The sequence below is a fragment of the Rhodococcus shunpengi genome (assembly GCF_048381395.1).
GTDB lineage: Bacteria > Actinomycetota > Actinomycetes > Mycobacteriales > Mycobacteriaceae > Rhodococcus.
In genome coordinates this window covers 1-21,299 of sequence record NZ_JBLWIU010000016.1, presented here as the reverse complement: position 1 = coordinate 21,299, position 21,299 = coordinate 1, and the positions used below count along the sequence as shown (strand labels likewise).

The following is a 21,299-nucleotide window of genomic DNA, read 5'->3' as shown; positions in this document are numbered from 1 at the left end:
GGAACCTTCTCGACCGGCACGGCTCCGGGGGACCCAGGAGTGTCAGCCATTTCGTGAGCCTATCAACAGGGAGAACTCCTCCAACCGATACATAATTACGTAAGATAATGCGCTATTGCGTAGATGTCGAGGACTGGATAGTGTCCATCCGAGATGGGGCCGGCGTTCGCCCCCCCGATCCGACCGGCCGCCGCTTACTCGGCGGCGAAATTCACGCGAGCATGTCGGGCCTCGCCCCAGCCGGAACTTCCTATGGAGGCACTATGAACCCCTCCGTCGCGCCGCCGACGACGGTGACCACTGATGAAATGGATGCTCTACGCGCCGAGGTACGCACCTTTCTCGAGAAGGAGACCGCGGCAGGGACACTGACACCGGGCATCGACACCTGGCTCACCCGGTGGGACGAGGACTTCACCCGCCGCCTCGCCGAGCACGGTTGGGTAGGAATGACCATCCCGACCGAGTACGGCGGGCACGGCCGGACCCATCTCGAGCGTTTCGTTGTCACCGAGGAACTGCTCGCGGTAGGCGCTCCGGTTGCAGCGCAGTGGGTGGCAGACCGCCAGATTGCACCATCGCTGCTGAGATACGGCACCGAAGAGCAGAAGCACAAGTACCTTCCCCGAATTGCTGCGGGTGAGTGCTTCTTCGGCATAGGAATGAGTGAGCCCGACTCAGGATCGGACCTGGCCAGTGTCCGGACCCGCGGCACCCGAGTGGAGGGCGGTTGGACCGTCACCGGCACCAAAGTGTGGACCTCGGGCGCCCACCACGCTGAGGCGTTCATCGTGCTGGCCCGCACGGAACCACTCGACACGGCACACCGCCACGCGGGCCTGAGCCAGTTCATCGTCGACCTCCGTTCCCGAGGCGTGACGATCCGGCCGATCATTTCCCTCTCCGGCGACCACCACTTCAACGAGGTCGTTCTGGACGAGGTATTCGTTCCCGACGCCAGGGTCTTCGGCACGTTGGGCAACGGATGGGAACAGGTCAACTCGGAGCTTTCCTTCGAACGCAGTGGACCCGAGCGTTTCCTTTCGACCTTCCGGCTCCTGGCTGCCGAGATCGGCGCGGTCCGAAAGGGACTGCTGCCCGAGCGCACCGACCTGGGACGTTCTGTGGCCCGGATGGTCGGACTGCACGCACTGAGCCAGAACATCGCCGGAGCCCTTCAACGGGGCGAGAAGGCCGACACCGCCGCCGCCCTGGTCAAACTCCTCGGTACCAGCATGGAAGGCGACCTCGTCGAGTACGTCTCTGATCGGCTGGGTGACGAGACCATGGACGGGCAAGCGGAAATCGAGGCTCTGTGCAGGGCCGGACTACACCAGCGTCCGGGGTTCACACTTCGCGGCGGTACCAACGAAATCCTGCGCGGCGTGATCGCGCGGGGGCTGGGGATGCGCTGATGACCACGACCGCGAGCACAATCGATCTTGCCGTAGACGGGGATCTCCAGGACCTCATGGACGATCTTGTCGCTGGGCACTCGGGGCCGGACATCGAGCCGGATCCGGCCGCTGTGTGGGCCACCTTGGGTGCGGTCGGACTGGCCAGGCTGACCGCACCCGAGGAGACCGGGGGCAGCGGCGCGGGTTGGGTCGAGGCCGCTGCTCTGTTACGCACGACCGCCGCTGGCGGCGTGGCCGTGCCCTTCGCCGAGACCGATCTGTTGGCAGGTCCCTTGAGGCGCGCGGCCGGCCTCGACGACTCGTCGTCGGACACAGCGACCGTCGCCGTCCTGAGGGCGGACGGCCTCGCGCAACGTGTGCCGTGGGCTGGCGCCACCGGGTCCGTTGTCTGCGTGCGTCGGGTCGATGCGGGCTACGAGATCGCGGACGTGCCCACCGATCGGCTGACCGTCGAGGCGGTCGAGGGGATCTCCGAGGTGCCCCTCGGGTCGGTCCGGGTCGACGGTGACGTCACCTGGACACCGGTGGACACCCGTGCCGTCGAGGATTACGTCCTGCGCGGCGCTCTCATCCGTGCGATCCAGTGCGTCGGCGCTATGGAGGGCATGCTGGCTTCGGCGGTTGCACACACCACCGACCGCGCTCAGTTCGGGCGCCCTCTGGCGCGGTTCCAGTCCGTGCAGAATCTCGTGGTCGACACTGCAGCCGAGTCCGTCCTTGCCCGTGCCGCCGTCGACACCGCTCTCGCAGACGCTGTTACCGACGACCTTGCCGGCGACTTCTCGGCCTTTCGTGTCGCGGTGGCCCGCAGTGTGGTCTCACCAGCGCTGGCCGTGGCGGTGCGCAACACTCACCAAGTGCACGGCGCAATCGGCACCACCCATGAGCACACCCTCCACCGGCTCACCCTGCCTGCGTTGCAGTGGCGTTCGGAATTCGGGTCCGCTGCGTTCTGGGAGCGTCAGCTCAGCCGTGCCGCCGTCGACGCCGGTATGGACGGGACCTGGCCGATGATCGTCGAGGGTACGCGGATCACGGGTACAGCTTCTGCCTATCTCGATGCTGTATCCGGACGTTCACGTCCTGACTGAGTGCATGAGTTCATGACGACGGTGACATCGTTGCGGAGCGAGCTCCCCGGCGATGGGGGCGGCTGAGCGGCAGGACCGAAAGGGTCCTGCCGCTCGAGCTCTCACCCTGACTCGTCGGACAGCGCGGGGCGCGGATCGCATCCACGCTAGTCGTAGACCTCGACGTACAGTTCGGCGATTTCGTCGACAGTGGGCACAACCGGGTTGTTGCCCGGCGAACCCGAATCGAGCGCCTGTTGCGCCATCAGTGGGATCAGATCGTTCCAGCGAGCTCGGTCGATACCGTGGTCGCGGGGAGTGGGAACAGCCAGGTCATGACATAGTTCGGCCAGGGAGTCGACGAGGGACTGCGCGGCGATACCGTCACCGGTGGCTTCGGTGGCCACACCGAGGACCCTGGCGCAGTCTGCGTATCGTGACTCGGCGCCTTTGACGGAGAATGCGGTGATCGCCGGGAGCAGCATGGCGTTGGACAGCCCGTGCGCGACATGGAAGTGCGCGCCGATGGGTCGGCTCATTCCGTGAACGAGGGCCACGCTCGCGTTCGAGAACGCCATGCCGGCCTGGGTAGCGGCGAGCATCATGGCTTCTCGTGCCTGCTTGTTCTCGCCGTCTTCATACGCGGCGCGCAGATTCTGGCCGATGGTGCGCATGGCTGCGAGTGCGAGGCCGTCGGAGACAGGGTTGGCTTTTCGGCTCACATACGCCTCGATCGCATGGGTAAGTGCATCGACTCCGGTATCGGCAGTCAGGCGAGGGGGCATGGACATTGTCAGTTCGAAGTCCACGATTGCTGCGATGGGCAGGAAGGACAGGCCTGGACAGAGCATCTTCTCGTCCGTGACGCTGTCGCTGATGATGGTGAACTGCGTAGCCTCCGAGCCGCTGCCGGCGGTGGTCGGGATCGCGACGACGGGAAGCGCTGGTCCGGTGTAGACGTGCGGGACCTTGTAGTCCCGCATCCGGCCCCCGCGGACCCCGAGGACGGCCAGCGCCTTCGCAGTATCCATCGGGCTGCCGCCACCGAAGCCGATCACCGAGTCGGCGTTGTGATCGGCGAGCAGGGCGAGCCCTGTTTCGAGGGAGTCGGTGGTGGGGTCGGGAACGGTGTCGTCGAACAGGGCTGGTGTGATGCGTGCTTCGCGCAGGAGAGTCAAGATCCGTTCGGACGTGCCTGTCGAGGTGAGGAACTTGTCGGTCACCACTACCGGGCGCTGCAATCCGAGTTGACGGATCACGTCCCCGATGTCGTCGACGGTGCCCCCGCCGATTCGCAGGAACCGTGGGAAGGCGATCTGGATACTCATGGTGCCGTCCTTAGTCGTTCTGAGGGAAGCCGAGGTTGATGCCGCCGTGGTTGGGGTCGAGCCAGCGGGTGGTGACGACCTTGCCGCGGGTGAAGAAGTGCACACCTTCGGTGCCGTGGGCGTGTGTGTCACCGAAGAGGGAGTTCTTCCAGCCGCCGAAGCTGTAGTACGCGGTGGGGACGGGGATGGGGACGTTGACGCCGACCATACCGACCTCGACTTCGTTCTGGAAGCGGCGGGCTGCGCCGCCGTCGTTGGTGAAGATGGCGGTGCCGTTGCCGTAGGGGTTCGAGTTGATCAATTCGAGGGCTTCGTCATAGGTCTCGACCCGTACGACGGACAGGACGGGGCCGAAGATCTCGTCGGTGTAGACGCTCATATCGGTGGTGACGTGATCCAGAAGGGTCGGTCCGAGCCAGAATCCGTCGCTTCCGCCATCGGCCTGCACGGCCCGGCCGTCGACTACGACGGTGGCGCCGGCAGCTTCGCCGGCGTCGATATAGGAAGACACTTTGTCACGATGTGCTTTGCTCACCAATGGACCCATATCCGAGTCCTTTGTGCCGTCGCCGGTTTTCAGGCTCAGGGTGCGATCCTTGATCTTTGCAACCAGCTCATCGGCGATGTCCCCGACCGCGACCAGTGCGGAGATCGCCATGCAGCGCTCACCGGCGGAGCCGAAGCCCGCGTTCACCATCGCGTCGGCGGCCAGATCGAGGTCGGCGTCCGGCAGAACAACGGCGTGGTTCTTCGCGCCGCCGAGTGCCTGGACGCGCTTGCTGTGGGCGGTTGCGGTTTCGTAGACGTACTTCGCGATGGGGGTCGACCCGACGAAGGAGATGGCCTTGATCGCCGGATTGGTGAGTAGTTCGTCGACGGCTGTCTTGTCACCCTGCAGGACGTTGAACACGCCGGCAGGCAGACCCGCCTCGGACCACAGTTCGGCGATCCACAGCGCTGCCGTGGGAACCTTTTCCGACGGCTTGAGGACCACGGTGTTCCCGGCGGCAATCGCGATGGGGAAGAACCACATCGGAACCATGGCGGGAAAGTTGAACGGGGAGATGATGCCGACCGGCCCGATGGGCTGGCGGATCGACGCCATGTCGACCTTGGTCGACGCGTTCTCGGTCATCCCACCCTTGAGAAGGTGGGCGATGCCGCAGGCAAATTCGACGACCTCCTGGCCGCGGGAGACCTCACCGAGCGCGTCGGAGAGCACCTTGCCGTGCTCGGAGGTGATGATCGCAGCCAATTCCTGCTTGCGGGCGTTGAGCAGTTCACGGAATGCGAACAGAATCTGTGTGCGCTTGGCGATCGAGGTATCTCGCCATGCGGGGAACGCCGCCGCGGCTGCCTCGATCACCGTGCGGGCGTCGTCTGTGCTCGCAAGTGCAACTTCTGCAGTCACTGCGCCGGTGGCGGGGTTGGTGACCGGGGCCGATGTGCCGTTGGTGCCGGTGAAGGGCTTGTTGTCCAACCAGTGTGGGATGACGGTCATGGTTATGTGCTCCTGTGACTCTGTGGTTTTCTCGAGTCTGTCGGTGCATATGTGCCGCGGTCAACGAGTATCTTCGCAGTGAGAACTGCAATTTTGCAGCAGCGAGGGAGTGGGATGTTCACCGCCGATAACATGCGTTTTCTGCTGGAGTTGTCACGGACCGGGCGGATCGTGGACGCGGCCAAACGTCTGGACGTCGATCAGACCACGGTGTCGCGCAGGATCACCAGACTCGAGAAAGACATGGGAGCGCGACTGTTCGACCGGGGATCGTCGGGATGGCAACTGACCGAGGCCGGCCGGCGTCTGGTGCCGTACGCAGAAGCGGTCGAATCGACTCTGTTGGCTGCACTCGACGCGACATCGTCCGCTGGATCCGGCAGTCTTCACGGCACTGTCCGGATTCTCACCCCGGACGGTTTCGGCGCCTATGTGTTGGTTCCGGGACTGGGCATGGTGCGCGACAGACACCCTGACCTGTTCACCGAGTTGCGTACGTCGACCACACACGATCTGGTGACCGGTCGCGACTTCGACCTCGCAGTCACTCTCGAACGGCCGTCACCACGATCGGTGTCTGTCAGCAAGCTGGCCAACTACGACCTGCGTCTTTATGCATCACGTCGCTACCTCGACTCGCACAGTGCCATCGAGGCCCTCGACGACCTCGAGGACCACACGTTGGTGTGGTACGTGAACGCCATCTTGGACGTCGAGCCGTTACGTCGACTCGAGCGTCTCCTGCCCAAAGATCGCGCGCATGTCCAGACGAACAACATCACCGGCCACTATCAGGCTGTCAGGTACGGGGTGGGTATCGCGCCGCTCCCGACCTACATCGGTAATGCCGATCCCGATCTCGTGCCCGTACTCCCGGACAAGTTCGTGGCCGAGAGAACCTATTGGTTGGTTGTTCCGCGAGAACTGGCTCGCCTGGCACGGGTGCAGGCCGTCATCGAGGTTCTTCTCGACATCGTCAGCGAGAATCCGGATCTGAGGGCGCCGGGTCAGGGCGGTGATTCACGCTGATTCGCGTGTCGCTCGGATGGCTGTGGCGGTGGAAGGACGCCTCCGGCATCTTGTCTGTCTCGGGAACGGACAGACCATGACGGTGTGGGAATGCCGAGCAGCTCTTCACTTTTCAGCCTTCGGTCTTCGGACGTCCATTCGGCCGATCCTATCGACCGATAGGATAGTAAGTCAATGGTCCATAACTGTCAGTGGTCGTCACCAGATGGTGGTTTGACCTCTCATCTGAGATAAACAACCTGCATGATATGTGCTTGCGGGTGGTTCATGTCGGGTCGCAGGCGCAAATTAGGTAACCTGAGGTAACAACTTGTCGTGGTCGGTGTGTGGCTGCGAAGTGTCTCCGGAAGATTGGAGGAGGTCTGTGCTCGTTCAACCGGAGCGACGTAGCAGTCTCGCACGACCCGACGGGGGAGCGCCCTGGCTGGGGCGTAGTTGGACCGACATGCTCAACAGCGACGCGACGTGTCTACCGGAGGCGAGGTCCGGAGCTGAGCCCGTCATGAACGGAGAGACCCATGGGGGCTGAAGCCCGAGTTGCACCGACGTCACGTCGGCCGAAGGACCGCAATGTGCAGATTGCGAACAATGCACGTGAGCTGTTCGCACTCAGGGGCTTTCACGCCGTTCGCGTAGACCATATCGCCGAGGCGAGTGGAGTCACCGCGCGTGCGGTGTATCGGCACTACAAGAACAAGCAGGAACTCCTCGCCCGCATCATCGATGAGGATCAACAGCGTTGGATCGACGCTCTGGATTCGATCTCAGAGGTCGAGTCGGATGAGGAGCTGGCCCGGCATCTCGACTACCTGGCGCGTGTCGGTATCGAAAGTCGCCGGCTGTCGGTGCTGTGGCAGCGTGAAGCACGCCATCTCGACGAGGATGATTTCCGAACCGTACGAAGCAGGGCAGTGTGGATCTCGGACAACGTTGCCGGTCGACTGATCCGTCCGTGCCACCCCGGCCTCGGCGCGTTCGCAACCGATGTTCGCAGTTGGGCGGTTGTCAGCGTCTTGACCAGCCCGGCGTTCTACGACAGCGCGCTTTCGCGGTCTCGTCTCGCTACCGTGATGGCAACGGCATGCGAACGGATCATCGCTGCGCCGACAGTCGAGCCTGTGCGTCGCCGGCAGACGCCGACTGTCGAGAACGTGCCGATGGCGCGGCGCGAGCAGTTGCTTGCGGCCGCGGCGGCAGCCTTTCGTCGCAGTGGATATGCCGGCGTCAGCATCGACGATATCGGAGCGGATGTCGGGTTCGCCGGTCCGGCGATCTACCGGTATTTCAAGACCAAGTCGAGCATCCTCGTCGCATTGATGGAGCGATTCGCCGAGTGGCGAGCATTGGAGGTCGTTCGAGCGCTGCGCACCTCCATTGATCCGGCCGAAGTGTTGTCCGCGTTGATTTCCGGGTACGTGCGTCTCGGAATCGAGGCCGTGGATCTCCTCGCCGTGGCACTGACCGAAGGGCATTACCTTCCAGACGAGGATCGTGAGCGCTTCGAGCGGATCAATGACGATTTTGTCTCCGAGCTGCGCCGGTGGTACTCCTCGGTCCGGCCGGATGTCGACCCGGCGGCCGCGCAGTCGCTCGTGAGCATCGCGGTCACCGTGGTGCACGACTTGGTTCGGATTCCCCATTTCCTCCGCTCCCCGGACTTCGAATCCGAGCTCGATCGGGTAGTGCATGCCCTGTTTGCAGACTGATGTCGACCGGCGTGCTGGGACGCGTGGGTCAGGCACGCCTCTGCCTTCCGATCTGTAGGTCGGTTTTCGAACCGGACCCTTCTCCCGCTCTCGACCGGTCGGAGCACCGGAGTTGGAGACGACCGCCTGGTGGGCCGTACGTGACAGATCGGCGTCGACGTCGTCCATATTGGTGCGTTCGGACCTGAGGGCGTAGTCGACGTCGGGCGGATGCCGGCCAGGTCCCGACCGTGTCGTTCGGATCGAAGGACCTGCCGAGGTTCCGAAAACTGCTCGAGCGCAGTGTTCATCGCCGTGAGCGAGTATTCGGTGACCTCGGGCTCGAACGTCGAGCTCACACAGTGGAGCGGCGCATCCATCTACTTCAACAGTGACGGCACGGGTGCTGGGGTTGTCCGACCCCAGCACCCGTGCCGTCACATCACTGTGTTCAGGTGCGGACGAAGCCGGCGTAATCGTTTTCTGCCGACTCCTGGTTCTTCTTCAGGTACTGGGCCAGACCACCGGGGTAGGCCAGCAGTTCACGCTTCTTCCCGGGCACATTGGCATTCATGTACCAGGAGTCCGCGAGCGGGAAGATCGTGGCGGCGGTGACTTCCTCGAAGTGCTGCTGCCACTCCTTCTCGCCCTCCGGCGTCGCTTCGATCCGGGTCAGGCCCCGCTCACGCATACTGACCAGGCAGTCGATCACCCAGTCTCCTTCGAGCTCTGCACAGGTCGGTCCGTTGCAGAAGGCCGACGGGCTCTGCGGTCCGTAGACGAAGAGGATGTTCGGAAAACCCGAGGTGGCACGACCGAGGAGGGTGTGAACACCGTTCGCGTAGGTCTCGCCGAAGGTCTCACCGTTCGTGCCTACGATGTCGATGTCGCAGAGGCCACCGGTGAACGAGTCGAATCCGGTCGCCAGGACGATGACGTCGAATTCGCGCTCGACACCATCAGCGGTGACGATGCCGTTCTCGTAGATGTGATCGATGCGGTTGTCGTTGACGTCCACGAGTTCGACGTTGTCTTGGTTGAAGGCTTCGTAGTAGGTGTATTCCAGCGGGCATCGCTTGGAGCCGAAGGGATACGGAGGCTCGGTCGGAACCAACTTCTCGGCGAGGACGGGATCCTTGATCCGGCCGCGGGTCTTGTCGCGCCAGAAACGGTAGATTCGGTTACTGACCTCGACGTCGAAGAACAGATCGGCGTAACCGCCCAGCCAGATCTGTAGGCCTCCTTCGGCGTACAGCTTCTCGAGTCCTTCGGTGAACTCCTCGTCGGTCATCTCGGCTGTCGGTTTGTAGACCAGGTCGTAGGCGAGACCACCGAACGTCTGGTTGCGGAACTCGAAGAACTTCGGGTAGCTCTTGCGTAGCTCCTCGTTCGCGGCATGATCGAGCTTGGCCGAATACATCGGTAGCGTCATCGACGGCGTGCGTTGGAAGACCGTCATCGACTCCACCTGAGGGGCGATCGATTGGATGACCTGTACACCGCTGGCGCCGGTGCCGATCACCGCGACGCGCTTGCCGCGCATATCGTAGCCCGTGGGCCACTCGGCGGTGTGGAAGATGTCGCCCTCGAAGGTGTCGCGCCCCGCGATGTTCGGGATGAGCTTCTTGGAACCCGTACCGAGCATCGGAAGGAAGAACCGTGCCCGGGTCAGAAAGGTCTCACCGGTATTCTCGTTGCGGGACTCGACAACCCACTGATCGCGACTGGTGTCGAATCGGGCTGCGAGCACGCGAGTGCTGTAGTGGATCTCCGGACCGAGTTCGAGCTTGTCGACCACGAAGCGGAAGTACTCCTGCAGTTCCTCCTGACCGGGGAACATCTCCGACCAGTCCCACTCCTTCCAGATGCGCTCGTCGGAAAACTGGTACGCCGTGGCCTCGGTATCGACCCGGGCGCCGGGGTACTGATTCCAGTGCCAGACACCGCCGGCCTCGGAGCCTGCTTCGTACAGCTTCACCGTGAACCCCAACGCGCGCAGGCGTTCGAGCGCGTAGACGCCGGCGAACCCGCCGCCGACTACCAGCACGTCGAGCTCCTCGGTTACGGGACGAGTGTCCTCGAGTAGGGAGACCATTGTGTATTCCTTTCGCACCTTGGATCTGAAGCCTCGGGCTGTTCGATTCATCTGATCGATCGCAGCTCTGGACAAAGTCGATGTCGGACGCCGCAGCGGGCACCCTTCGATGTCCCGAGTTCACGAATGTCATCGAGCGCTAACGCGCACTCTCCGAATGGGACGATGGTGCCCCCGTCGTCAAAATATGTCAAGAATCACTAATTCGTGTTCGCGATGATCTGGTACCCGCGCCTTCCCGACGCGTCCATGCGACTGTAGTGAATGTAGGTGTTCTGCACGGTCGTTGGTCACGGTGGTCGGGGAGCCGCCGGCCTCGGACTCGAAGTATGGACGGTGCAGCGTTTCGCTAATGGTAACCATCGCTAACTTAATTGAGCTCATAGGCGGCTCGGGGATCTCGAGGTGGCGACCGGTGTCCACCGGGATGGCCCGAGACCCGCATACGGTGTGCCGAGTCGACCCGTAATGGTGCCGGGTGGAATGCGTCGACCGGCCCCGAACTTCTTCGCACCCGCCGCGTATCGCGGATGCGTCAAGGGTTGGTCTCCCACCGACCGGCCTCATCGAGACCTTACATAGCCTCCCAATATCGTTCGGAGCGCATGGAAGCTGATCGGTTCGCAGCGTCCGACAAGTGATTCTTGGTTCACGACGAGGCGCCCGAAATCTCGACGGGTCGAGGACGACGGTCTCGTGGGCGTGCGGAGAACCGGATCGTCCAGGCTGCCGCGTAAAGACCGCCAGCGTCGATCTCAGGACACGCCTCTCCCCGATGCTGACCGTGTGCCGTTGCGTGAGCGGTGAGCGGCCTACTTCTCGGGATCGAGGAGAGGGGTTCGAGTCGGTTTAGGAGATCTTCTTAGCATTTGATGACTTGTTGTCACCGGTGGGGGGAGTTTCTTCGCGAATCATCGTTGCTAGGGGAGAAGTCCTCGACGATTGTTGGGCGCCGCTGGGGCTTTACCGGCCGCTCGGGATGTCTGCGTCGACGTATGTGGATCCATTGCGTGGTACTAGGACAGGGGCCTGAAGTTAGTATCCCTTGACATCGTGCTGTGACGTGCATGACGCTGTGTGGGGAAGTTGTGGTGGTGAAGCGGGTCGGTCGAGCAAGGAGCGGCCGACCCGGCCGGGGGCTGCATGTATTGCCGCGCTGCCTACTGTGCCGCACTGCGGCTTCGTAGTGCGTATTGCGACTTGTCGACGAAAGGTGGTGCACGAGCGGGCATTCCGATCCGGAGCGAGATGCGCGGCTACGCAGACTGCATCTGTGCTCCGCGCGGGGTGAAAAATTAGTAGCCGTTGACAAAATGCGGATAAGGTCCCTAATGTGCTCTCATCTCACGAGACAAGCATCCGACTAGAGATTAGCAGTCATAGACTTAATGTCGGACGCTGCAGGCTTGCTCACGGTGTTCAGAACAGGATGGACCAGCATGGAAACGTTCGAGTTTATCGAGTTCGAGGAGTCCGGAGCGACTGCGACGGTCTGGCTCAACCGCCCGCCGGCCAACGCAGTCAGCCAGGACATGTACGTCGAACTGAAGCAGTTCTTCGACAATGTCGACAAGTACCTTCCCGACGCGCGTGTCGTCGTCGTCGCAGGCCGCGGCAAGCATTTCTGCGGTGGCAACGACCTGGAAGAATTCAAGACCCTGTCGCCGGAGAACTCGCCCGCACGCATGAAACAGGTACGCGAGGCCTTTTTCTCGATCCGGGACAGTGCGAAGCCGACGGTGGCAGCGGTGCAGGGTGCGGCTGTCGGTACGGGCCTGTGCATTGCAGCCTCGTGTGACCTGGTCGTAGCTGCGGAGAACGCGCGATTTTCATTGCCTGAAGTGAACGTGGGGGTTATGGGTGGCGCCAAGCATCTCTCGCGTCTCGTCCCACAAGGCATGGTCCGCTTGATGCATCTGAGCGGTGACATGGTGCCGGCCGCAGACATTTACAAGTTCGGTGGGATCGTCGAGGTCGTCTCGAACGACGAGCTGATGACTCGTGCCCAGGCTCTCGCCGATTCACTTGCCCGGCACAGCCCGGCCGCACTGCGCTTCGCGAAGCTGAGTATGAACACCATCGAGTACATGGACCTCAAGTCCGGCTACGAGTACGAGCAGTCGCTCACCGGTGAACTGTCCGGTTACGAGGACTCCAAGGAAGCAGTCAACGCCTTCCTCGAACGTCGTACTCCCCACTACACGGGCAGGTGACCTAGATGACGACGGATCTGGCCGAGTATCGGTCCGGGGTCCGCGCGTGGCTGGCCGACGCGGACATTCCCACCGTTCCCCTCGATCTCGACGAGCGATTCGATGTTCTGCGCGACTGGCAGCAAGTGCTGTTCGAAGCCGGAGGGTTGGGCATCAGCTGGAGCAAGGAGGCCGGTGGCCAAGGGCTGTCCCATCTGCACCAACTGGCGTTCGCTGAAGAATTGGCCTATGCCCGGGCGCCGATGCCTATCGGTCTGATCGGCCTCGACGTCGTCGGACCATCGATCGACGAGTTCGGCCAGCAGTGGCAGAGAGAAGAACTCCTACCGAAGCTGCTCTCCGGTGAGCACATCTGGTGCCAGGGCTTCTCCGAACCCGGGGCCGGATCGGACCTTGCCTCGCTGCGCACCCGGGCCGTGCTCGACGGTGACGAGTTCGTCATCTCCGGCCAGAAGGTATGGACCAGCTGGGCGCACAAGGCACAATGGTGTGCGCTGCTCGTTCGTACCGACCCTGCGGCACACAAGCACGCCGGAATCAGCTACCTGCTGGTGGATATGTCCACGCCGGGAATCACGCCGAAGCCACTGGAGCAGATGACGGGCGACCGCGAATTCTGTGAGGTCTTCTTCGACGAAGTGCGCGTTCCGCGGCGGAATCTTGTCGGAGAGCTCAACGGCGGTTGGGCTGTTGCGACGCACACTCTCGGCATCGAGCGCGCCGCCTACACGTTGCGCCGGCGAGTCGATTACGAGGTCGCGTTCGAAGACGCCGTCGCTGCGCTTCGAGATCATGGGCTTCCCGCGCCGGAAACCGGGCTCGGACGCCGTGTACGCATAGCGATCGGCAAGGCACACGTTGCATTGAAAGTCCTGGGCGCGCAAACGCAGAAAACGGTCGCGCGACTCGCTGCGGGAGAGGTCCCGACTCCGGAGGATTCCGTCGACAAGCTTCTGCTCAACGAGGTCGAGCAGATAATTTTCGGGGAGATCGCCGAGCTTCTCGGTCCATACCGGGCCGTCGAGGAAAGTCGGCCGTTGGGGCTGGCATCAGATCGGTGGGCACATGACCACCTCTATTCGCGGGCGACCTCCATCTATGGCGGCACCTCTCAGATTCAGCGAAATATCATCTCGGAACGACTGCTAGGACTCCCTCGTGGCTGACGACACCACTACTGCAGAACTGGCCAACAGCCTGGAAGACTTCCTCGCTCGCAGTTACGATTCCGCCACCCGACGCGCAGTGCTCTCGGAGAGGAGGGTCACCGAGCTCGGTGGTGTTCTCGGCGAGATGGGAGTGTTCGCTACCTCTGTACCCGAGGTGTTCGGCGGGCTGGGGCTTCCGATGGCGTCGCTCGGACCGTTGTTCACCCTGTACGGCAGGTATCTGGTACCGGGGCCATTGCTGGAGAACTCGCTACTTCCTGCTGTTCTGGCCGCTGATGCACCGGAGACCGCCCGCGCAGTGTTCAAGGCAGCGATGAGCGGTGACGGACAGTTGGCCCTCGTCGATCCGCACGCCACCGGAGACTGGGACGGCGGATCGATCACCGTCCGCAACGGCAGACTCTTCGGACGCTGTCACCTCGTTCGGTTCGGTGGTGATGCTACGCAGCTGGTCGTCGTTTCGGATGATCAGCAGTTATGGCTCGTCGATCCCCATGCGGGAGGCCTCGAGATGATCCAGACCGATGCCAACGCAGATCCGCTCTCGTCTTTCGCCTCGGTTGGTCTGGACGGCGTCGCAGGCACGCCGCTCGCTGATGCGTCTGCAGCGCCGAGGCTGATCGAAGAGATCCGTTCGTGGGTCAGAACGCTCGTCGCATGTGAGTTGAGTGGAATCGCCGCCCATTGCGTACGCACCACGATCGATTACGCGAAGGAGCGTGAGCAATTCGGTCGGCCGATCGGATCTTACCAGGCGATCAAGCACATCATCGCCGATATGCATGTACATGCCGCCTCGGTTCGGAATCTCTGCGATTCCGTACTCGCGGACACGGTGAACAGCGGAGCGCCGACAGCGGTCGACGCAGCTGTGCTGAAGGCGCACGCTTCCAAGGTGGCCGTCGAGGTCTGCCAGGACGCGATCCAGGTGCACGGCGGAATCGGATTCACCGCCGAGGTCGATCTGCACTGGTTCTACAAACGAGCGCTCGCCCTACGACCCTGGTACGGCGATACCCGGACATTGGAAGAGATGGTCGGTGCGGCAGCATTGGCGCAGACCACAGAACACGCAAGCACGGCGAAGGCGGTCTGATGATCCCACGAGGTGGAAATGTCGCTCCCACTCGCGACTACGTGGCGTCCGGGGATTGGGACGGCGCCTTCATCGACGACTATCTGGCGACCGCAGCCGCCGCGGTACCGGACCGGATGGCACTGGCCGAGCCGACCCGATCGTTGACCTTCGCCGAGTTCGACGCAGCAGTGAACGCGTTGGCAAGCGCCATGCAAGCGCATGGCATTGCGCCTGGCGATATCGTCTCGTGGCAGTTACCGAACTGGATCGAAGCGTGCGTGGTCCATCTGGCTGCCATACGTATCGGTGCTGTGAGCAACCCGATCATCCCGATCTACCGGCAGACCGAGACCGCGTTCATTCTGCGACAGTCTGCTTCGAAAATCGTCTTTGTCCCGTCGGTCTTCCGGAACTTCGACTATGCGGCGATGGCCTGCGAGATCGCTCGTGAACTGGACGAACCACCCACCGTCGTAGTAGTCGGTGAGGGGAGCCCAGCCAGCGGCATCCGGTACGACGCCTTCGTCGAAGGCGCGGAAAAGCCGAACCGTGTCGACCGCTCACCGGACGATGTGGTGCTACTGCTGTACACCTCGGGAACCACATCCGATCCCAAGGGCGCGATGCACAGCCACAACACTCTCAACTACGAGAACCGCAGCATCGCCGACCTTCTCGAACTGAGCGAATCCGATGTAATCTTCATGCCATCGCCGGTCGGACACATCACCGGAATCCTGTACGGGATCCAGCTACCACCGATGCTGCGCAGCGGCGTGGCGCTGCTCGATGTCTGGAGTCCGCAGGCGGGCATGCGTCTGATCGACGAGCACCGCTGCACCACGACGGTCGCTGCGACTCCGTTCCTGCACGGGATCGTCCACGACCCGTCCGGCTCGTCACATGACCTCTCCTCGATGAGGAACTTCCTTTGTGGTGGCGCCGATGTTCCCCCTGACCTGGTCATCGAGGCCACCGACACCCTTGATGCTCTGGTTGCGCGTGTCTACGGATCGACGGAGTTTCCGACGGCATCGGCCGGCAAGCGCAACGATCCCTTGACCAAACGAGCAACGACAGATGGCCGAGCAATCAAGTCTGCGGAGATCCGAATCGTCGACGACGACATGCAGGACGTGACCCCAGGGGTTCCCGGTGAGATTCTGCTGCGCGGGCCGGAGATGTTCCTCGGATATCTCGACAACCGACTCAACGACAGTGCGTTCACCGCGGACGGTTGGTTCCGCAGCGGTGACCTCGGACGTCTCGACACCGAGGGCTACCTCGAGATCGTCGGCCGCAAGAAGGACATCATCATCCGCGGCGGCGAGAATCTCAGTGCCAAAGAGGTAGAGGACCACCTGTTCGCCCATCCGATGATTGCCGACGTCGCGGTCGTCGGATCGCCGGATCCCGTCCTCGGAGAACGAGTCTGCGCGATCGTTGTACCGGAGCCCGAAGTCGAGATCGAGCTCGAGCATCTCACCGGCTGGTTGATCGAACGCAACATCGCACGGCAGAAGCTCCCGGAAAGCCTGATCGTCGTCGACGAGTTGCCGCGGACGGCAAGCGGGAAGATCCAGAAGTTCAAATTGCGGGAGCTCGCGGCGGACCGCGTCAAAGGCACAGTCCACCGTTGAGTGGACCCGACACACCGGACACAAGCACCCTTCATTCCTCGAGCAATGACCATCGCCGCGAATCCCTCGCGGCGGGATGGAGAACATCATGAGAGAGCACCGCTCGGCCGTTTTCTCGACCGGTCACCAGTTCCTCGAAGGTCTTCGTTGGCACCATGGCAAGCTCTGGGCCAGTGATTTCTTCAGCAAGACGGTGAAGACGTTCAACGCCGACGGTTCGTACACCGACGTCGCCGAGGTCGAAGGCTCGCCATCGGGACTGGGCTTCCTGGATGACGGTTCGGTCCTCGTCGTGTCACAGATGGATCGAACCGTCGTGCGGATCGGACCCGACGGTACACAGTCGGTGCACGCTGACTTCAGCCAGTACGCCGGTGGCATCGGCAACGACATGATCGTCACAGGCAAAGGTGATGCGTACGTCGGAAACTTCGGTTTCGCTCTCGGGGAGGAAGACCCGAAGACAACACGCTTGGTCCATGTGTCCGCAGACGGCTCCATCAACCCCGTCGGTGGTGAAGTTCTGTTCCCGAACGGCATGGCGATCACCCCGGACAGAGTTCTTCTCACCGCCCAGACATGGCGGCACTGCATCACGGCGTTCGACATCCAGGAAGACGGAAGCCTGGCCAACGAGCGAATCTGGGCCCAGCTCGACGATTCCGTTCACCCGGATGGCATCGCACTCGACGCTGACGGCGGTGTGTGGTTCGGCAACGCGTTGACCCTCGAGTCGGACAGTGGCTTCTACCGAGTTGTCGAGGGAGGAGAGATCACCGACAGGGTTGCGATCGATGGGGCCTGGTCGGTCACCTGTGCATTCGGCGGTGACGATCTCCGCACCCTGTACATGGCGTGCAATGTGACCACGCTCGAGGAGTTTCACGACGGCAAGTCGACTTCGGTAGTCGCGACTGCGAACGTCGGTTACAAGGGCAGCCCGGCAATGTGAGTAGGACTGCCGCAGAAGTATCGGGTCCAAGGGCTGATCTCGGCCGAGTCGACCCCGGTGCTTATGCGGGATTCGGGCGCACTGCAGGTGGGATACGCGCGAGGAGGGAAACCAAGTCGGTCTGACAGGCGTACCCGAAATAGGTGTTCAGTATCGTGGAGAACCCGAGTGCATCAGGCACGTCATAGGCTGGAAGTTCGGCCTCGATCGTGGCGACACAGCGATCGTAGGTTTTCCTGATCGCCGGCGAAGAAGTGGCAACCTGAATGTGTTCACGCGCCGGTGATGTCAACAAGTCCCCATTGAAAAGGTCGATACAGATCGGCTCGGTGACTTCGGCATCAGGGTTCATAGGCACACACGTGTATATCCGACCACCCCGGGACCTCACCTCGTGCCACGCTCGGGCTTCGGCACTGTCGACCCGATCGAGCCACTCGAGGTGACGTTCGGCGAACTCGACAAACCCTGCAGCATCGAACTCCGACTCTTGCCGAATATCCGAATTCGACTCAGCTTCTCCTGGATTGATGTTCGATACAACTGTGCGCGGGTCCGCGGCGTCCGTCCTGCTCCGCTGGGACGCCGCCGTATGGACAGGTGCGGTGTCGGAACCGGACTCAGGTTGAGAACGACAAACCGAAGGCATTACCCCGAGGTGCGGACCGGACAAGGTCATCGTGCATCTACTCCTTCACTACGACCCCTGTCATATGATCGTGTGGACGACCTCCTGTCGTTACTGACTCAGCGCCATCTCCGGCGACGGGCCAGCGAGCTCGGATCACTCTGTGTTCGGTCTGCTTGGAATCGGCGCGAATACGTTCTCTCACTGGAGATATGAAGCCGGATCCGGGTAAGCACATCGATACGGAGCCGACGACAGCAACGTACACCTCGATGGGTATCGGTAGGACGACTCTGACCCGCGTCAGCGATTCAGGTCGTGGATGGGCCAGTACGAACACCACAGCGCGCACTGCGGCGATCCGTCGCTACGTCGACATGCTGCGAACAGCTCGCCGGCGAAGGGGGTGTTCTATCGAGGACGGAGAACCCTGCTTCGATCATCGCCTTTGATCACCGAAGCAGGGTCCCGGCAGCCCGAGCGCAGGCAGCAGGTGGGATCTGCCCGTGCCCAGTGGCGGAGGCACGCCGCCTCGCCCATGCCGCATACGCACCATCGGCCGACACGTGGCTCTCGGTGGATGCTCATGAGACGAACCGTCAACAGGTAGTTCGCTGTTTCTGGACCGCATGACTGTCGACGGAAGATACCTGCTCAATCAATATATGTAACAGTATTGTTCACTACTGCGTGACTTTGCCACCCCATCGTTTCTGGATGCTCGTTCAGTGGCCTCGGAGCGTGGAGCACAGTTCTTACCCGAGTCTCGACCATGTGCTCGGTGGCCAAGGCTTCGCCGTGCACCATCCGCGCACATCTACTGAACACGTCCAGTTTCCGTTGGCCAGAGCCTCCCAGATCTCCCGCCCAGGTATCCCGAAGGCTTCGAGGACCCGGCGATCGCTGGGCGCGACATTCTGAAGGGCGGTGGGGGCATAGAAACCGAGTGTGAGGGCGCGGGAACAGCCGTGGCTGACTTCCGGCGTAGCGCCCACGTCAAGGATAGAGAGATCTGTTCCAAGATTGCCGTGTCACACCGGTTTCCGTTGACACGTCGGTTGTGTGAATCTACAGCCGCACCCTGCGCTGATTGTCTCTCGAACCCGTGGATCTGGTTGGACCCGATCAGGCGAGCACTCGATCGGCCGGCTGCATCTCCGTCCGCGCGTTCACTCCACCATGTATCGACGGGCGCCTCAGGACGTCACGTGACGCAATTCCTGGCCCCACATACGATCCGCGCCTTCGTCGAATGCACACACTGTGCGTCCCATCGTCTGGTCAACTGCAAAAATGCTGCATGCTGTGACCAACAGAAGCTAGGCATGCCGCTTCGTCGTCAGATTCCCACGAGGGGTCCGAGGACGGGCTTCCACTGGTAGATGGTCTGGTCGACGACAACACCCTGCGTGACATAGGGGTCCTTGGCGAGCAGGGCCTGCAGGTCGTCTTCGCTGTCCGCCTTGAACACGAGCAGCGCGCCGGCTCCGTCGGCCCAGGCGCCCGCTTCCTGTAGCACGCCTTTGGCGGCCGCGTCCTTGACGAAGACCAGGTGGTCGGCATGGGCGGCCTCTTTGACGGATGCGTCAGTGGTGTACGACCAGATAACAGCGAACAGGGCCATGGTCACTCCTCGGGGGATACGGTCATGAAACGACGCGCGTACTCCTCATGGAATACGTACTCGAGAACGGTAGGGCGTCGGATGCCGCAGCGAGTGTCCTATTTTGCAACACCGTCCGTGCACGACGACGAGGTACAAACGGCATCATTGCTGTCCCGAACAGAGATGGGGAGACGTCCGCTCGGCGTGAGGAAGAGGGTGTCCCCGCAGACTCAGCGGCGAGGATATCCCGTTATACGACAGAGTGTTTCAGGGGTCAGGAACCGAACGTTTCGTTTTCCAGGCCCAGTGCGCGGATCTTGCGGTAGAGGGTCGAGCGGGCCACACCGAGTCGGTGGGCGGCGAGGGATTTGTTGCCGTCGGACTCGTCGAGGGCGCGGACGATCGCTTCGCGTTCGGTGCGTTCGAGCGAGGTCAACCGGCGGCCGGCACCGAGGGTGCGGTAGTCGGCGGGCAGATGTTCGAGTTTGATGTCGAATCCCATCGACCGTGCCGCCGCGGTACTGAGCACCGAGGCGAGTTCGCGCAGGTTGCCGGGCCAGTGATGGTCGATCAACGCCCGATGCGCGGCCGGTTGCAGTTGCGGGGTCGGACGGTCGGGGAATTCGGCGGCGAGCAACTCCCGCGCGAGATCGGTGAGATCTTCGATGCGCTGGCGCAGCGGTGGGATGCACACACTGCGCCGCACATGGGTCTGCACCTGATGGCGCAGATCGTCGGGGGTGCTCGAGGTGGCGGTGGCGATCACCGGTGCACCGAGCTCGACGGCGGCGTCGAGCAACCGCCGGGTAGGAGCGACAGCGTCGTCGGGGACCTCGTCGAGGTGCTCGAGGATGCACGCGAAACTGCCGGACAGACGCGCCCGCAACTCGGCCACCGCCGAGGGGGTCAACGTCGACGCGTCGACGCTCGGGACCGGGGCGTTCGGTCCCCAGCGGTGCTGGATCTGCCGGGCCAGATGGGTTTTGCCGACACCGGACTCGCCGATGATCAGCACCGGCGCGACGGTCGCGGCGATCTCGTCGACCCGGTCCTGGAGTCGGTGCGCGGCCAGGCTGCGGCCGGCGATACGCGTCGCCGGCGCCGCACCGGCGGGCGCGGCGGGGGCCAGGCGGGCGCGCGGACGCGGCGGAGCCGGGGAGGCCAGCGGGCGCAGTTCGATGATCGCGCTGAGCGGATCGGTGGACTCACCGACCCGGCGGGCATGGACCCGCACGTCGATCCCCTCGGCGAAACGCAGCGGTCCTTCCCATTCGTCCTTGGCGGCCAGATGGGTGCTGATCCAGTCCCAGATCATCATCTGATCGGTCGAGTCCATCAACCGTGACACCGTCGGGGTCGCGATCACCGTGTCCCGGCTCATCGCCACCACCGCGGCGTGGCCGCGGCGTTTGCTGCGCATGTATTCGCGCAGCAGGTTCTGCTCGCTGCGGGCGGACAGGGCGAACAGTCGTTCTTCGATGTCGCGTACCGCCGAGAGCACCAGCGGTGCCATCAGCTCGTTGACATCGTCGACCTGGCAGGTGATGTCGACGATGCCGGTCACCGCGCGTGAGACCTGGTCGACGATCGGGGAGCCGACACAGGCCAGCGGGTGCAGCGACTCGAGCAGGTGCTCTTCCCCGCGGACCCGGAACGCTTTGCGTTCTTCGAGGGCGGTGCCGATCCCGTTGGTTCCGGCGCATTCCTCGGCGAAGATGAACCCCGGGGCGACCTGGGCCCGGTCGAGACGACCGAGCAGCGACCGCTGCCCGGCCCGCCGGTCGACGATGGTCGCATCCTGCGAGGCGAGCAGGATCGTCACCGGTGCATCGGCGAGTTGATCGGCCAACCGATCCAGGACCGGCCGCGCCGCACGCACAAGCTTCG

General features: G+C 62.8%; 15 protein-coding genes. 9 read left to right on the top strand and 6 right to left on the bottom strand.

Annotation, left to right across the window (positions count from 1 at the left end):
- Positions 1-263: 263 nt before the first annotated feature.
- Positions 264-1,415 carry an acyl-CoA dehydrogenase family protein gene (locus ACNJ7K_RS11465; protein WP_064061482.1) on the top strand — a complete coding sequence of 384 codons (1,152 nt, stop codon included), beginning with the start codon at positions 264-266 and terminating at the stop codon, positions 1,413-1,415.
- The gene (locus tag ACNJ7K_RS11460) at positions 1,415-2,509 is read left to right on the top strand and encodes an acyl-CoA dehydrogenase family protein (protein WP_064061483.1); all 1,095 of its coding nucleotides are present in this window, start codon (positions 1,415-1,417) and stop codon (positions 2,507-2,509) included. Before ACNJ7K_RS11465 ends, ACNJ7K_RS11460 begins: the two co-directional genes overlap by 1 nt.
- Before the next feature lie 146 nt (positions 2,510-2,655).
- Here the strand turns inward: ACNJ7K_RS11460 and ACNJ7K_RS11455 are convergent, their stop codons facing one another.
- Positions 2,656-3,816: an iron-containing alcohol dehydrogenase gene (locus tag ACNJ7K_RS11455; RefSeq protein ID WP_088899475.1), complete on the bottom strand. Its 1,161-nt coding sequence runs from the start codon at positions 3,814-3,816 to the stop codon at positions 2,656-2,658.
- Positions 3,817-3,826: 10 nt separating this feature from the next.
- Complete coding sequence (locus ACNJ7K_RS11450; RefSeq protein ID WP_088899476.1) at positions 3,827-5,317, bottom strand: CoA-acylating methylmalonate-semialdehyde dehydrogenase; 1,491 nt, start codon at positions 5,315-5,317, stop codon at positions 3,827-3,829.
- 114 nt (positions 5,318-5,431) lie between these two features.
- Between ACNJ7K_RS11450 and ACNJ7K_RS11445 the strand changes: the two genes are divergently transcribed.
- Both ACNJ7K_RS11445 and ACNJ7K_RS11440 read left to right on the top strand, forming a co-directional pair.
- Positions 5,432-6,346: a LysR family transcriptional regulator gene (locus tag ACNJ7K_RS11445; protein ID WP_088899477.1), complete on the top strand. Its 915-nt coding sequence runs from the start codon at positions 5,432-5,434 to the stop codon at positions 6,344-6,346.
- Positions 6,347-6,864: 518 nt separating this feature from the next.
- Entirely contained in the window at positions 6,865-8,052 is a 1,188-nt protein-coding gene (locus ACNJ7K_RS11440; protein ID WP_081263483.1) for a TetR/AcrR family transcriptional regulator, read from the top strand.
- A 430-nt stretch (positions 8,053-8,482) separates the two neighbouring features.
- Here ACNJ7K_RS11440 and ACNJ7K_RS11435 read toward each other — a convergent pair whose 3' ends face one another.
- The gene (locus ACNJ7K_RS11435; protein WP_039585267.1) at positions 8,483-10,126 is read right to left on the bottom strand and encodes a flavin-containing monooxygenase; all 1,644 of its coding nucleotides are present in this window, start codon (positions 10,124-10,126) and stop codon (positions 8,483-8,485) included.
- Between the two features lie 1,439 nt (positions 10,127-11,565).
- Here ACNJ7K_RS11435 and ACNJ7K_RS11430 point away from each other — a divergent pair.
- The 5 genes from ACNJ7K_RS11430 to ACNJ7K_RS11410 all read left to right on the top strand — a co-directional run bounded on the left by ACNJ7K_RS11430 (position 11,566) and on the right by ACNJ7K_RS11410 (position 17,178).
- Positions 11,566-12,339 carry an enoyl-CoA hydratase-related protein gene (locus ACNJ7K_RS11430; RefSeq protein WP_088899478.1) on the top strand — a complete coding sequence of 258 codons (774 nt, stop codon included), beginning with the start codon at positions 11,566-11,568 and terminating at the stop codon, positions 12,337-12,339.
- Between the two features lie 5 nt (positions 12,340-12,344).
- Positions 12,345-13,505: an acyl-CoA dehydrogenase family protein gene (locus tag ACNJ7K_RS11425; RefSeq protein WP_088899479.1), complete on the top strand. Its 1,161-nt coding sequence runs from the start codon at positions 12,345-12,347 to the stop codon at positions 13,503-13,505.
- Complete coding sequence (locus ACNJ7K_RS11420) at positions 13,498-14,604, top strand: acyl-CoA dehydrogenase family protein (protein ID WP_088899480.1); 1,107 nt, start codon at positions 13,498-13,500, stop codon at positions 14,602-14,604. Before ACNJ7K_RS11425 ends, ACNJ7K_RS11420 begins: the two co-directional genes overlap by 8 nt.
- Complete coding sequence (locus ACNJ7K_RS11415) at positions 14,604-16,226, top strand: AMP-binding protein (RefSeq protein WP_088899481.1); 1,623 nt, start codon at positions 14,604-14,606, stop codon at positions 16,224-16,226. Before ACNJ7K_RS11420 ends, ACNJ7K_RS11415 begins: the two co-directional genes overlap by 1 nt.
- Before the next feature lie 88 nt (positions 16,227-16,314).
- Complete coding sequence (locus ACNJ7K_RS11410; protein WP_088899484.1) at positions 16,315-17,178, top strand: SMP-30/gluconolactonase/LRE family protein; 864 nt, start codon at positions 16,315-16,317, stop codon at positions 17,176-17,178.
- Between the two features lie 61 nt (positions 17,179-17,239).
- Here the strand turns inward: ACNJ7K_RS11410 and ACNJ7K_RS11405 are convergent, their stop codons facing one another.
- The 3 genes from ACNJ7K_RS11405 to ACNJ7K_RS11395 all read right to left on the bottom strand — a co-directional run.
- Positions 17,240-17,530: a hypothetical protein gene (locus tag ACNJ7K_RS11405; RefSeq protein WP_159419448.1), complete on the bottom strand. Its 291-nt coding sequence runs from the start codon at positions 17,528-17,530 to the stop codon at positions 17,240-17,242.
- Positions 17,531-19,145: 1,615 nt separating this feature from the next.
- Positions 19,146-19,430 (bottom strand): YciI family protein, encoded by a 285-nt coding sequence (locus tag ACNJ7K_RS11400; RefSeq protein ID WP_088899482.1) that lies wholly within the window; start codon positions 19,428-19,430, stop codon positions 19,146-19,148.
- Between the two features lie 256 nt (positions 19,431-19,686).
- Positions 19,687-21,299: sigma-54-dependent Fis family transcriptional regulator (locus ACNJ7K_RS11395; protein WP_487041708.1), on the bottom strand; the 1,613-nt coding region annotated here is incomplete at its 5' end.